The organism is Algiphilus aromaticivorans DG1253, assembly GCF_000733765.1.
Taxonomy (GTDB): Bacteria; Pseudomonadota; Gammaproteobacteria; order Nevskiales; family Nevskiaceae; genus Algiphilus; species Algiphilus aromaticivorans.
In genome coordinates, this window is the sequence record NZ_JPOG01000001.1 from 766,275 (window position 1) to 779,931 (window position 13,657).

The window sequence follows — 13,657 nt, forward strand, 5'->3', positions numbered from 1 at the left end:
CCTACGCCTCCGGCGTTCCCCCTGTAGGTCGGCCTTCAGGCCGACAGCCTGGATGGGTCCGTCGGGCTGAAGCCCGACCTACGTTTCCGGCGTTCCCCGCGCTGTAGGTCGGCCTTCAGGCCGACAGCCTGGATGGGTCCGTCGGGCTGAAGCCCGACCTACGTTTCCGGCGTTCCCCGCGCTGTAGGTCGGCCTTCAGGCCGACAGGCTGGATGGGTCCGTCGGGCTGAAGCCCGACCTACGTTTCCGGCGTTCCCCGCGCTGTAGGTCGGCCTTCAGGCCGACAGCCCGGATGGGGAAGGACGGGGCCATCGGATGCTTCGGAGCGGCGCACGCGCGCCTGTCATGGGAGAGCCACCGGGCTCCGAGCAGTCGCGGCTGCGTGAAACAGGGCCGTAGTATGCATGTGGTTTCCTGGGCGATTGCATGGGGAGGCAGGTGATGGGACGAGTGCATTCGGAGTGGCTGCGCGTCGCGGTGCCGGAGGTCGACCGGCGCACGGTACTGAAGGGGTTGGCGACGCTGGGTCTCGCACCCGCGCTCAGCGCCTGCGGGGATTCGGCACCGCAGCAGGCAGGCCCGGCGCCGGATGTTCCCGCCGATGGGCCGGTGCGCTTCGACCATGGCGTGGCGTCGGGTGACCCCTACGCGGACTCGGTCGTGCTGTGGACGCGGGTCACGCCGGCCGACGATGCCGATGTCCCGGTCGCCTGGGAGCTGGCCGGCGACGAAGGCATGCAGGACATCGTGGCCTCCGGTGTGTTCGTCACCAACGCTGCGCGCGATTACACGGTCAAGGTGATGGCCGATCGGCTGCGGCCCGCGACCCGCTACTGGTACCGCTTTCGCTGCGGTGATGCGGTCTCCATCGTGGGGCGGACCAAGACCGCGCCCTCGGCGGATGCGGCGCCGGAGCAGCTGAAGTTCGCCTTTGCGTCCTGCGCCTGGTATTCGATGGGCTACTTCAACGCCTATCGGGGCATTGCCGAGAAGGCGGATCTGGATGTGGTCCTCATGCTGGGCGACTACATCTATGAGTACGGCGGCGACGAACTGCTTTCGACGCCCTTCGCCCTGGGGCGCTACATGGCGCCCGGGCATGAGATCGTCACGCTCGCGGACTATCGGCAACGTCACGCTCTGTACAAGACCGATCCCGACCTGCAGGCCGCGCATGCAGCCCACCCCTGGATCTGCACCTGGGATGACCACGAGTCCACCAACAACAGCTATACCGAAGGCGCGGACAATCACACCGAGGGCGAAGAAGGCGTGTGGACGCAACGCAAACGCGTTTCCGCTCAGGCCTATTTCGAGTGGCTGCCGGTGCGGGATGAATTCAATCCCAACAACGGGCCGGGCGCCGTTCTGTACCGCCGTCTGCAGTACGGCGACCTCGCTGAATTCTTTGTGCTGGATTCCCGTCTTGAGGGCCGCAGCGTGCAGCCGGAAGACAACGAGGCGGCCGCCGATCCTGCGCGGCACATGATCAGCCGGGCACAGGAAGAGTGGCTGCTCGACGGGATGCGCAGCACGACGGCACGCTGGAAGATCGTCGCCCAGCAGACCATGCTGTCGCAGCTCAACGTGGCACCGAACCGGCCCTTCACGCTGGATTCCTGGGACGGCTATACCGCGCAGCGCGGCCGCCTTCTCGACGCTTTTGCCGGGATTGATGACGTGGTGGTCATCACGGGCGATATCCACACCGCCTTCTGCAACGAACTGACTCCGGACCCCACCAGCAGCAGCTATCAGCCCGGTGTGAGCGGATCAGTGGGGGTGGAATTCGTGTGCCCGTCGATCACCTCGCAGGGCCTCCCTCCCGCCGTGGTGAACGCCCTGCAGCCGTTCAACCGCCATATCCGCTACGCCGAGGGGGCGCTGGAAACAAATCATGGCTATGTGGTGGTGACGGCGACCCCGCAGTGGTGCGACGCCGCCTGGATGTATGCGCTGTCGGTATTGACACCCATCAAGGCCGAGCGACCCGGGCAGGTCTGGCGCGTCAACAGCGGCGAGACGACGTTGCGCCTCAGCCGCTTCAGCCGCTAGTGCGCCACGCACCGGATGTGCGGGCGCCAGGGAGGGCGCGGCGCCGCTAGGGCAGGCGAGGGCGACCTTCGCCCGCCCGGGCGGCTCCGCGTGGGGTCAGGCCTGGGCGGTTCCCTCGGCCTCGCGCTTCCGCGCCATGGTCAGTGCCGTGTCCTCGATCATGTCCTCCTGACCGCCGACCATCTTCTGGCGGCCCAGCTCCAGCAGGATCTCGCGGGCGGAGATGCCGTACTTGGCCTCGGCGCGCTGGGCGAAGAGCAGGAAGGAGGAATAGACACCGGCGTAGCCCAGGGTCAGTGCGTTGCGGTCGATGCGCACGGGGAAGTCCAGCAGCGGCTGGATCAGATCCTCGGCGACGTCGGAGACCTTGAAGAGGTCGACGCCGGTTTCGATGCCCATGCGGTTGGCCACCGCCACGAAGACCTCCGTGGGCGTGTTGCCGGCACCGGCGCCCAGGCCGCCGCAGGCGGCGTCGATGCGGTTGGCTCCGGCTTCGACCGCGGCGATGGAGTTGGCCACGCCCATGGAGAGATTGTGATGGCCGTGGAAGCCGATCTCGGTCTCCGGCTTGGCCTTCTCGCGCAGCAGGCTGATCCGCGCCTTGACGTCCTCGGGCAGCATGTAGCCCGCCGAGTCGGTGACATAAAGGCAGTTGGCGCCGTAGGACTCCATCAGCAGCGCCTGCTCGACGAGCTGCTCGGGCGGAATCATGTGCGCCATCATCAGGAAGCCGACGGTGTCGAGCCCCATCTCGCGGCCGAGCTGGATGTGCTGCTCGGAAACATCGGCCTCGGTGCAGTGTGTCGCCACGCGGATGGTGGTGACGCCGCAGTCGGCGGCCATCTTCAGATGATCCACCGTGCCGATGCCCGGCAGCAGCAGGGCCGAGACCTTGCTGTTCTTCAGTTCCGGAACGACCGCGCGCAGATACTCCTCGTCCGATGCGGCCGGGAAGCCGTAGTTGACCGAGGCGCCGCCCAGGCCGTCGCCGTGGGTGACCTCGATCAGCGGCACGCCGGCCTCGTCGAGGCCGCGCGCGACGTCGCGCATCTGCTGCACGGTGATCTGGTGGCGCTTGGGATGCATGCCGTCGCGGAGCGACATGTCGTGAACGGTGACTTTGCGGCCTTCAAGACTCATTGCTGTTCTCCAAAACTCGAAACCGTGACGCGGACCCTCTTCCGCCGCTTCGCGGCACCTTCTCCCCGGCGGGGAGAAGAGAAACTGGCCCCTCTCCCCCTGGGAGAGGGGTTGGGGAGAGGGCCCCTAGGCCGTAGCCGCAGCCGGCACGAAAACCCCGGCTTGCATACGCTCGGCGAACATCTCCGCAGTGCGCGCACCGGCCGCCGTCATGATGTCCAGGTTGCCGGCGTACTTGGGCAGATAGTCGCCCAGGCCCTCGACCTCCATGTAGCAGGTCACGCGGTGCTCCTCGTCGTCGATGACGGGGCCGTTGACCAGGCGATAGCCGGGCACGTACTTCTGCACTTCCTTGATCATGGCCTGCACCGACGCCTCGATCTCGGCGTGCCTGGGCGGTTCCACGGTCAGGCAGTGGATGGTGTCGCGCATGATGATGGGCGGGTCGGCCGGGTTGATGACGATGATGGCCTTGCCGCGCTGGGCGCCGCCGACCTTCTCGACCCCGGCCGCTGTGGTGCGCGTGAACTCGTCGATGTTCTTGCGTGTGCCGGGGCCCACCGACTTCGAGGACACGGTGGCGACGATCTCGCCATAGCGCACGGCCTGTACACGCGACACGGCGGCGACCATCGGGATGGTGGCCTGGCCGCCGCAGGTGACCATGTTCAGATTCATGACCTGCGAGTCGGCGTGCTCGGCGAGATTGACGGGCGGTACGCAGTAGGGGCCGATGGCTGCCGGCGTCAGATCGATCATCAGCACGCCGAGCTCGTTGAGCTTGCGGCTGTTCTCGGCGTGGACGTAGGCCGAGGTGGCATCGAAGGCAATGCGGATGCCGTCGGCCTCGACGTGCGGCACGAGGCCGTCGACGCCTTCGGAGGTCGTCTTCAGGCCGGCCTTGGCGGCGCGCTGCAGGCCTTCGCTGTCGGGGTCGATGCCGACCATCCATGCCGGCTCCAGCAGCTCGCTGCGCTGCAGCTTGTACAGCAGGTCGGTGCCGATGTTGCCGGAGCCAATGATGGCGCAGCGGATCTTGCTCATGATTCCCTCCCGGGTGGCTCAGGCCTCGAAGCGGACCGAAGCCTCGCCGATGCCCTCGAGTGTCAGATGAAAATGGTCGCCGGCACGCGCCGGCAACAGCGGTGCCAGCGAGCCGGAAAGGATGATTTCGCCGGCCAGCAACGGGATGCCGTAGGCGCCCAGCGTGTTGGCCAGCCAGGCGACGGCCGTGGCCGGATGGCCCTGCACGGCGCTGCCCTTGCCCTCGGCGGCGTGCTCGCCGTTCTTGTCGATGCGCATGGCGACTTCCGCCAGGTCCAGCGTCTTCGGATCGACGCGCTGGCTGCCCAGCAGAAAGACGCCGCAGGAGGCGTTATCGGCAATGGTGTCCTGGATCGCGATGCGCCAGTCGGTGATGCGCGAATCGACGATCTCGAAGCAGGGGCAGACGTATTCCGTTGCAGCGATGACGTCATCTTCCGTGACATCCGGGCCCTGGATATCACGCGCCAGCACGAAGGCGATCTCGCCCTCGGCGCGCGGCTGGATCAGGCTGTGCGCGGCCAGGCTGACCGTGCCGCCGTCCGGCACCTGCATGACGTCGGTGAGGAAGCCGAAGTCCGGCTGATGCACGCCGAGCATGTCCTGCACCGCCGCGCTCGTCACGCCGATCTTCTTGCCGACCACCTTCTCGCCCTCGGTCTGACGGCGCGCCAGGAAGTGCCGCGAGACCTGATAGGCATCGTCGATGGTCATGCCGTTGTGCTGCGTGCTCGGCGGCTCGATCGTCTCGCGCTTGCGCAGCGCATTGAAGAGGTCGTCGCCGATGCCGTTGCAGCTCATGTCGCTCAGACTCATGCCGGGTCCATCTCGTTGTTGAGGAAGTCCAGGCAGGCGCGATTGAAATAGTCGAGATGCTCGACCATCACCCAGTGCCCGCACTGATTGAGCAGGGTAACGCGGGCGCGCGGGCAGCCGGCGGCGATCTTCTGCGCGCCGCCCGGCGGGTTGAACTGGTCGTTGACGCCCCAGAAGCAGAGCACCGGGCAGCAGATCTCGCTCAGGCGCGATTCCATGTTCGGCACGCGCATGGTCGATAGCACGGTGCGCGGCTGATCGGCGCAGACCGCGACGCGCTCGGCGACCACCTCGTCGGCGACCTGCGAAGCATCGAAGAGCTGGAAGCTCAGCAGCTTCTTCATCGCGTCGAAGTCCAGCGGCCCCTCGGCGAAGAGCGCCATCATGCGCTTGATGCCCGCCATCTCGAAGTAGGCCTCGCGTTCCTCGACGCCGCCCGGTGCCATCAGCACCAGGCCGCGCACGACATCCGGATGCGCCAGCGTGTAGCCCAGCGCGATGGCGCCACCCAGTGAGTTGCCCAGCAGCACGCAGCGCTCGATGCCCAGCGCGCCCAGCAACTCGTGCAGCGTCGCGACGAAGAAGTCGTTGACGTACTCCTGATCCTCGGGCTTGTCGGAGAGGCCGTAGCCCGGCAGGTCCGGCACGATCACGCGGTGCCCGGCCTCGGCCAGCGCCGGGTAGTTGTGCTTGAAGTTGCTGTAGCCGCTGGCGCCGGGGCCGCTGCCGTGCAGGAAGACCACGGTCTCGCCGCCGCGGCCGGCTTCGCGCGCACCGGACTCGTGATAGTGCAGCCGCAGGCCGGAGGCGGTCGTCACATAGCGGCCCTCGGGAATCGGGGTGGCGGTCATGGCGGCGACGGAATCCTCGCTGAAGTTGCCGCAATGCTGGCCATCACCGCCGCACGCTGCGTCGTCCTTTTGGATGACGGCGCCCCGAAGGGCGGGGCCTAGCATGGCTTTCGACACAAGCCGTTCAGCGGGGGATCGTTTTGGCGCAGCAGCGCGTAGTGCTCATCACCGGCGGCGCCAAGGGCGTCGGCCGCGGCATCACCGAGGCCTTTCTGGCGGCCGGCGACCGCGTCATCGTCTGCGGGCGCAGCGCCCCCGAGCAGCCGCTGGAGCGCGACGGCAACCGCGCCGGCTTCATCAGCGCCGACGTGCGCGACATGGAAGCCGTCGACGCCATGATGCGCCAGTTCGAGCAGGACTATGGCCGGCTGGACGTGCTCGTCAACAACGCCGGCGGCTCGCCGGAGGCCATGGCCGACAAGGCCTCGCCGCGCTTCCACCGCGCCATCGTCGAGCTGAATCTGCTGGCGCCGCTGCATCTGGCGCAGCACGCCAATCGCCTCATGCAACCGCAGGACGGTGGCGGGGTCATCGTCTTCGTCGGCAGCGTCAGCGCGACCCGGCCGTCGCCGGGCACGGCCGCCTACGGCGCGGCCAAGGCCGGCATCGTCAGCCTCACGCAGTCGCTGGCCGTGGAGTGGGGGCCGCAGGTGCGCGTGGTCTGCGTCAGTCCCGGCATGGTCGAGACCGAGCAGTCGACGCTGCATTACGGCGATCAGGCCGGTATCCAGCGCGTGGCCGACACCGTGCCGCTGCGGCGTCTCGCCCAGCCGCGCGAGATCGGCGACGCCTGCCTGTGGATGAGTGACGCCAGGAGTGCCTATGTTTCGGGAAGCAATCTCGTGGTTCACGGCGGCGGCGAGCGGCCGGCCTTTCTCGATGCGGCTGCGCGTGGCTGAGCGGCGCGCAGGGCTGGGGCTGCTGACGGCGCTGCTGCTGGCGGCCTGCGGCGGCTCGGAGTCGATGCCCATGCCCGATCCCGTCGAGGACGCGCAGCGCCGCTGCGTCAACGCCGATCCGCTGCGCCAGCCCTTCTTCGGCGACACGCATATCCACACGCGCTATTCGCTGGATGCCAGCACGCAGGGCACGCGGCTCGGGCCCTTCGACGCCTACCGCTACGCCCTGGGCGAGCGCATCGGCATCCAGCCCTACGACGATGACGGCGAGGCCACGCGCTTCACACAGCTGGCACGGCCGCTGGACTTCGCGATGGTCACCGATCACGCCGAGTTCTTCGGCGAGATCGAGATCTGCAGCAACCCCGAGGCACAAGGGCACAACTCGCTGGAGTGCATTCTGCTGCGCACTGCCCCGGACCAGGCCTTCATCGCCATCAACGCGCTGCTGGCGCTGCCGGGCATCCCGACCGGAAGCGGTGATTCCGAGGTGCCGCGGTTGCCCTACTGCGGTCTCGACGGCAGCCGCTGCCGCGAGCAGGCGCTGACGCCCTGGGCCGAGATGCAGCGCGCCGCCGAAACCTTCTACGACCGCAGCACGGCCTGCAGCTTCTCCTCCTTCGTGGCCTACGAGTGGACCGGCTCGCCGGGCTCCAACAACCTGCACCGCAACGTCGTCTTCGCCAACGAGCGCGTGCCGGCCTATCCCCCGTCCTATATCGATCAGCCCAGCATCGGCCAGCTGTGGGACGCCCTCGACGAGGGCTGCAATGCCGAAGAAGGCTGCCGCTGGCTGACCATCCCGCACAACTCGAATCTCTCCGGCGGCACCATGTTCGAAGCGCCCGAGGACGGCGCCTTCGCGGCGCGTCGCGGCCAGGCCGAGCCGCTGGTGGAGGTCTATCAGCACAAGGGCGACTCGGAATGCTCGAATGCGGTAGGCGCCGGCATGACGGATGAGCAGTGCGGCTTCGAGAAGCTGCCCTACAACAATTTCGGCGCGCAGCAGCTGGGCCCGTCCGGCACCGGCAACCTCGACGAGCAGGATTTCGTGCGCAACGCCCTCAAGCGCGGCCTGGCCTTCGAGGCCGAGCTGGGCGCCAATCCCTTCGCCTACGGGATGGCCGGTGGATCGGACACGCATATTGCCGCGGCCGGCGAGACCGCCGAGAACGCTTTTCCCGGCCACGGCGGGGCGGGGCAGGGCAATCGCGACGAGGTGCCCGGTCTGACCGATCTCATCGAGTTCAGCCCCGGCGGCCTGACCGTGATCTGGGCCGAGCAGAACACCCGCCCGGCGCTCTTCGACGCCATGCGCCGCCGCGAGGTCTACGCCACCAGTGGCACGCGGCCCATCGTGCGGCTCTTCGCCGGCAGCGAGCTGCCCGCCGACATGTGCGCCGCCGGCGATTTCACCGCCACCGGCTACGACGCCGGCGTGCCCATGGGCGGTGAGCTGGCGGCCGTCGAGGGCGCGCCGCCGCGCATCGCCGTCTGGGCCATGCGCGATCCGGGCGATGCGACCGTCACCACCGCCCAGCCGCTGCAGCAGGTGCAGATCATCAAGGGCTGGCGCGACGCCGACGGCACGCTGCACGAGGAAGTGCGCACCGTGGCCGGCGACCCCGACAATGGCGCCAGCGTCGATACCGCCACCTGCGAGACTTCCGGAAGCGGTGCGGCCAGCCTGTGCACGGTCTGGGAGGACCCTGATTTCGATCCCGACGAGCGCGCCTTCTACTACGCGCGCGTGCTGGAGAACCCCAGCTGCCGCTGGTCCACCTACCAGTGCAACGCCGCGGGCGTGGACTGCGACGACCCGGACGGCGTGCCGGAAGGCTTCGAGGATTGCTGCAACGCCAACTACCCGAAAACCATCCAGGAGCGCGCCTGGACCTCGCCGGTCTGGTACCGGCCGGAACCGTCGTGACGGCGCTGCTGCGCCATCCGCTGCTGCATTTCGTGGCGCTCGGCCTCCTCGTCTTCCTCGGCCAGAGCGCGCTGCAGACGAGCGGGCTCCTGCACAGCCCCAAGCCGCTGTTGCAGCTGGACGCCGCCACCGTCGCGCAGCTGCGCCAGCAGGCCCGGGCCAAGGGCATTCCCTTCGAGCCCCTGCTGCGCGCGCGCGTCGACGAGGAAGTGCTTATCGACCGGGCACTGGCGCGCGGCCTCGATCGCCGTGACCCGGTGGCGCGTCGCCGACTGCTGCAGAACATGCGGCTGAGCTATCCGAAGGCCGGCGAGGCCGAGTTGCTGCGCCGCGCCCGCGCCCTCGACATGCCGCGCCGCGACGTGCTGGTGCGGCGTCGGCTGATCGAGCGCGTGCAGGGCGATATCGTCGACGGCAGCGCAATCGCCGTCGCAGCAGCCGGCGCGCCCATGGCCGAGCAGCGCCGGGCTTCGCGCATGCATCTGACCCACGTCTTCGTCGCCGGTCGCGACACGGCGGCGCAGCAGCGTGCCGAAGCACTGCGCGACGCTCTGGTGCGCGGCGAGATCGCCCCGGAAGCAGCGGGTGAGCCGCATCTCGGCGGTCGGCGCCTTCGCGACGTGGCACCGGCCGATATCCGTCGCCAGCTCGGCGGTGCCGTGGCCGACGCGGCCGCGCGCATGCAGGCCGGGCAGTGGCACGGCCCGGTCGGCTCCGCACAGGGTTGGCACTTACTGCACGCAACGCCCAGCGAAACTGCCGTGCGCAGCGACGCCGGCTGGGAGCAACGCGCTGCACGCTATCTGGCGCATGAGCAACGCCGCCGCGGTGCGGTGGCCGAGGAGCTTGCCGGGCTGCGCGCTGGCTACACGATTCGCCTGCCCGGTGCGCAGGAGGCGCTTCGCCCATGACGAGGCTGTTCAGCACGCTAGCGCTGCTCGTCACCCTCGGCCTGCCGGGCTTGGCAGGGGCGCACGCCCTGGCGCCCAGCGTGCTGACGCTGAGCGCGGAAGGCGACGGCCGGCTGATTGCAGGCTGGCGCTACAGCCTGCGCGACCCCGGCGCCGCCGAGCTTCGCCCCGTCTTTCCGCCGGCCTGCGAGCACCTGCAAGGCCCAGCCTCCACACCGGCCGAGGCCGGTTTCGCGGCGCAGCGCTGGCGCCTGGATTGCAGCGCTGCCAAGCCCGAGGCGCAGCTGCGCATAGCGGGCCTGGCCGACGGCCCGCGCAGCGTGCTGCTGCGTCGCGAAGGCCAAGCCGGCGTCATCAGCACGCAGCTGCTCGATGGTGGGCGCGTCACTGCGCCGTTGTGGCCGGTCGGCTCCGTTCCCTGGTCCGAAACCGCGCGCGATTACATGGGCATGGGCGTTGAGCATCTGCTGCTTGGCCCGGATCATCTGCTCTTCGTCGTGGGCCTTTTCCTGCTGGTTGCGCGCCTGCGTCAGCTACTGGCGCTGACGCTGGGCTTCACGCTCGGCCACAGCCTGACGCTGGCGGCCTCGGTGCTGGGCTATCTGCAGCTGCCGCAGGCCGTGGCGGAGTGGGGCATTGCAGCCAGCATCGTCTGGCTGGGCTGGCGGGTGCTGCGCGCCGGCCCGGCGCAGCAGTCGGGCACGCTGTGGCTGACGGTGGCCGCGTCCGGCTTCGGCCTGCTGCACGGCCTGGGCTTCGCCGGCGCGCTGGCCGATATCGGCCTGCCGGAGTCGCAGCTCTGGCTGGCGCTGGCGGCTTTCAATATCGGCATCGAGCTGGGGCAGGTGGCGGTCGTCGTCGCCCTGACCGGCTTGGCGTGGGTGTTGCGTGCCCTCGCTCGCGCGCCCTCGATACGGCACGCGCACACGACGGCGGCGTACGCGATGGGAACGATGGGCGCATTCTGGTGTATTGACCGCGGGGCGCTGTTGCTGCCTCCGGTATGGTGAATTCGACGGTTTTCGAAGGAGATTGCAATGATGATGCGCAGGGTAATGGCATGGGGCGGCTGGCTGGTACTGGCACTGAGCACCCCGGCGACAGCGCAGCAGGCGAGCGTGGCGGATGTGCTGGATTGCATGTCCCAGGCAGTTCCGGAGGAGGTTGTCATCCTCCAGGAGTTGCGCTTCGAAACCTTCTCCAGTGAAAGCGATGCCGACCCCGAGCTGCTGGCCGCGCGCCTCCACATGCGCGTGACCCGTAATAGCCCGGACGCCGAGCGGCGCCTGCAGGCGGTGATGAAGGTACAGGCCCCGGACTATCTCGCTGGCGCCTCCTATCTCCTGCGCGAGGCCGACCATGAAGACTCGGACGGCATGTACGTCTTTCTGCCGTCGGTAGGGCGCGTGCGCCAGGTCAGTGGCGGCTTCGCGGACACGGCCCTGATGGGCACGGAGTTCAGTTACAACGATTTCCGGCGCTGGCAGGGCCTCTTCGGCAACGTCAACGTCGAGTATGTCGAGCGCGGCGAGCGCCAGGGCCGCCCCGTGCATCGCTTGCGCCTGACCGACCCCAGGCCCCGGCGCAGCGCGCACGATCGCGTCGATGTCGCTGTAGACGCCGAGCATTGTCTGGTGGTGCAGGCCGATCTCTACGCCGGCGACAAGATGCGCAAGCAGCTCACGGTGGACGCCGAGCACCTGCGCCAGTTCGGGAGCTACTGGTATCCCATGCAGCTGACGATGCAGGATCTCGACAGCGGCGCCCGCACCGACCTGCGCGTAGAGCGCATCCGCGCCCGGGTAAGTGCACCAGAAGGCGTCTTCGACCCCACCCGCTTCCACCGAGTCGAATAGCTCCATCTTCCCCTCTCCCGCTTGCGGGAGAGGGGTTAGGGGAGAGGGCCCAGGGCCCACAGAAGCACCGCCCCCTCCAAGCCCCACGTCCCCCTCTCCCGCCTGCGGGAAAGGGGTTAGGGGAGAGGGCCCAGCAGAAGAAGCAAGGCTCCCCAAGCAACAACAAAGACCCCCAACTCATCCATCTGCGCGAGGCGCGCGAAGCCTCCTCCCGCAAAGCTGGGCATCAAGCGGCACCGACCGCCAACCCAGCCCTGTGAGGAGACACCATGGCCCTGAACCTGGAAGCCATCGAGCTGATCCGTCAGCTCAAGTACCGCTATTTCCGCGCCATTGACACCGCCGACATGGAAACGCTGAAGGAGGTCTTCACCGAAGACGCCACCGTCTGCTACGTCGGCGGCACCTACCGCTTTGAAGCCGAAGGCCGCGACAACATCCTGCAAGCCCTGGAATACGCCTTCCACGCCGAGGCGATCGCCTTCCACCACGGCAATCACCCGGAAATCGAAGTGCATTCCGACACCGAGGCCAGCGGCCGCTGGTACCTGCGTGACTGGTTCCTCGACCTGCGCCGCAAGATCACTACCGATGGCGCCTCCTTCTACCGCGACCGCTACGTCTTCTGCGACGGCCGTTGGCAGATCCAGCACAGCGGCTACGAACGCGTCTGGGAGATCGTCGAGGAAGTCACCAAGACGCCGAACATTACCGCGCACTACCTCGCCAAGCACGGCAAGACGCTGCCCCCCGACGCCTAGCGACCCCCAGGTCCGCCTTTAGGCCGGTTGAGGCATGCTTTTCGGTGGCTTGACTTTAAAAAGTTCACCAATATCAATGCGCTAAGAAAAAACCTGATCACGGCGTCATCCAAGTCACGCCCCCGAACGTAAGATCGAACAACGAAGACGTATAATTGGTAGCCATGAACGCAAGTCAGCGTGGATACGCGACAACTTTGATGCTGGCAGCGGGATTGTTGTGGGGGGAGGTTGTCTCCGCGCAGGACGTGAGTGGCGAGCCCGGTGTGGCGCGTGTCGCCGTTGTGTCTCCGGACGTCGAGCCGCTGGAAATGGGCCGCCCCCTGGAGACTTCAGGGGATTCCTCGCGTGCAGAACTGGTCGAGCAGCTCCAGCTGCTTGAGTGGGACCGCCAGCAACCCCCGCGTTTTGCTTCCGGGTCTTCGCTACCCGAACGGGCGTTCGGAGTCTTCTTCCGGGCGGTTTCTGGGGGCGGTGGCGCTAGCCAGGATCTCGCGCGCATCAATCCGGATCTGCCCGAATAAGGCTTCACTTTTGGTTCATCTGGCTTAAGGCACGTTTCGTGCTTGTCGTAACTTGACAACGTAATAGGTAGCTGATTAGCTCATGCAACGGTTCAAGGGGTTTCCCGAATGAAAAAAACAGCAATTGTTCTGGCGGCAAGCGCGTTCGCTGGCACCTCAGCATTCACGCACGCCCCGCTCGTGCTGGCGCAGCAGTCGCGTGCGATGTCTCAGGCGGAGGCCAACCAGGTTGCGAATAGCCTCGGCCAGGCGAATGTAGACGAGGCTGTCGAAGCCGGTTACATCGTTCAGGTTGATGGTGGCTACGCGCTCACCTCGCGAGGCCTTCAGGCCGCCGAGGGAGCCGGGCTGCTGGTTTCCAAATCGCTGATTCCGCTGGCCGTCGGCTTCGGCGTGGCTTTCGTCGGGCTCGGCATTGTCGCAGTTGCTGATGACGACAGGATCGAGGCGCCTGGGGCGGGCCCGGATCCCGATCCAGACCCGGATCCCGATCCTGATCCAGACCCCGATCCGGACCCAGATCCCGATCCGGACCCCGATCCAGACCCGGATCCCGATCCCGATCCGGACCCAGATCCTGATCCAGACCCGGATCCCGATCCCGATCCCGATCCGGACCCGGATCCCGATCCCGACCCCGATCCCGATCCTGATCCAGACCCCGATCCAGACCCGGATCCCGATCCGGCACCGGGCGGTGGCGGCACGGGCGGCACGGGCGGCACCGGCGGCACCGGCGGCACGGGTGGCGGCACCGGCGGCACGGGTGGCGGCACCGGCGGCACGGGTGGCACCGGGAGCTAGTTAGCGACCCTGGTGATCAGGCATGCCCAAGGAGGGGGCGGGTTCCCGCCCCCTCCGTTTTTTTGG

At 67.8% G+C, this 13,657-nt stretch carries 13 protein-coding genes; 9 read left to right on the forward strand and 4 right to left on the reverse strand.

What is annotated here, in order from left to right:
- Nucleotides 1-441: 441 nt before the first annotated feature.
- Nucleotides 442-2,055 carry an alkaline phosphatase D family protein gene (locus U743_RS03550; RefSeq protein ID WP_052367486.1) on the forward strand — a complete coding sequence of 538 codons (1,614 nt, stop codon included), beginning with the start codon at nt 442-444 and terminating at the stop codon, nt 2,053-2,055.
- Nucleotides 2,056-2,151: 96 nt separating this feature from the next.
- On the opposite strand, the gene dmpG is transcribed toward U743_RS03550, so the two are convergent.
- From dmpG to U743_RS03570, 4 genes are all read right to left on the reverse strand, one after another.
- Nucleotides 2,152-3,195 (reverse strand): 4-hydroxy-2-oxovalerate aldolase, encoded by a 1,044-nt coding sequence (dmpG, locus tag U743_RS03555; RefSeq protein ID WP_043765557.1) that lies wholly within the window; start codon nt 3,193-3,195, stop codon nt 2,152-2,154.
- A 126-nt stretch (nt 3,196-3,321) separates the two neighbouring features.
- Nucleotides 3,322-4,239, reverse strand: a complete 918-nt coding sequence (locus U743_RS03560; protein WP_043765559.1) for an acetaldehyde dehydrogenase (acetylating) — start codon at nt 4,237-4,239, stop codon at nt 3,322-3,324.
- A gap of 18 nt (nt 4,240-4,257) precedes the next feature.
- Nucleotides 4,258-5,055 (reverse strand): fumarylacetoacetate hydrolase family protein, encoded by a 798-nt coding sequence (locus tag U743_RS03565; protein ID WP_052367487.1) that lies wholly within the window; start codon nt 5,053-5,055, stop codon nt 4,258-4,260.
- Complete coding sequence (locus U743_RS03570; RefSeq protein WP_043770960.1) at nt 5,052-5,906, reverse strand: alpha/beta fold hydrolase; 855 nt, start codon at nt 5,904-5,906, stop codon at nt 5,052-5,054. Before U743_RS03570 ends, U743_RS03565 begins: the two co-directional genes overlap by 4 nt.
- A gap of 140 nt (nt 5,907-6,046) precedes the next feature.
- Between U743_RS03570 and U743_RS03575 the strand changes: the two genes are divergently transcribed.
- From U743_RS03575 to U743_RS19010, 8 genes are all read left to right on the forward strand, one after another.
- Nucleotides 6,047-6,805 (forward strand): SDR family oxidoreductase, encoded by a 759-nt coding sequence (locus U743_RS03575; RefSeq protein WP_232226713.1) that lies wholly within the window; start codon nt 6,047-6,049, stop codon nt 6,803-6,805.
- Nucleotides 6,729-8,735, forward strand: coding sequence for a DUF3604 domain-containing protein (locus U743_RS03580; protein WP_156966314.1), 2,007 nt, complete (start codon nt 6,729-6,731; stop codon nt 8,733-8,735). The genes U743_RS03575 and U743_RS03580 overlap by 77 nt, the downstream gene beginning before the upstream one ends.
- A complete protein-coding gene (locus U743_RS03585; protein ID WP_043765563.1) occupies nt 8,732-9,646 on the forward strand; it encodes a peptidylprolyl isomerase in 915 nt (304 codons plus the stop codon). The genes U743_RS03580 and U743_RS03585 overlap by 4 nt, the downstream gene beginning before the upstream one ends.
- Complete coding sequence (locus tag U743_RS17910) at nt 9,643-10,656, forward strand: HupE/UreJ family protein (RefSeq protein ID WP_052367489.1); 1,014 nt, start codon at nt 9,643-9,645, stop codon at nt 10,654-10,656. The genes U743_RS03585 and U743_RS17910 overlap by 4 nt, the downstream gene beginning before the upstream one ends.
- Before the next feature lie 27 nt (nt 10,657-10,683).
- Complete coding sequence (locus U743_RS03595) at nt 10,684-11,502, forward strand: outer membrane lipoprotein-sorting protein (RefSeq protein ID WP_084191326.1); 819 nt, start codon at nt 10,684-10,686, stop codon at nt 11,500-11,502.
- A 269-nt stretch (nt 11,503-11,771) separates the two neighbouring features.
- Entirely contained in the window at nt 11,772-12,263 is a 492-nt protein-coding gene (locus U743_RS03605) for a nuclear transport factor 2 family protein (RefSeq protein WP_043765569.1), read from the forward strand.
- A gap of 164 nt (nt 12,264-12,427) precedes the next feature.
- Nucleotides 12,428-12,787, forward strand: a complete 360-nt coding sequence (locus tag U743_RS03610; RefSeq protein ID WP_156966315.1) for a hypothetical protein — start codon at nt 12,428-12,430, stop codon at nt 12,785-12,787.
- A 204-nt stretch (nt 12,788-12,991) separates the two neighbouring features.
- Entirely contained in the window at nt 12,992-13,591 is a 600-nt protein-coding gene (locus U743_RS19010) for a hypothetical protein (protein ID WP_156966316.1), read from the forward strand.
- Nucleotides 13,592-13,657 lie beyond the last annotated feature (66 nt).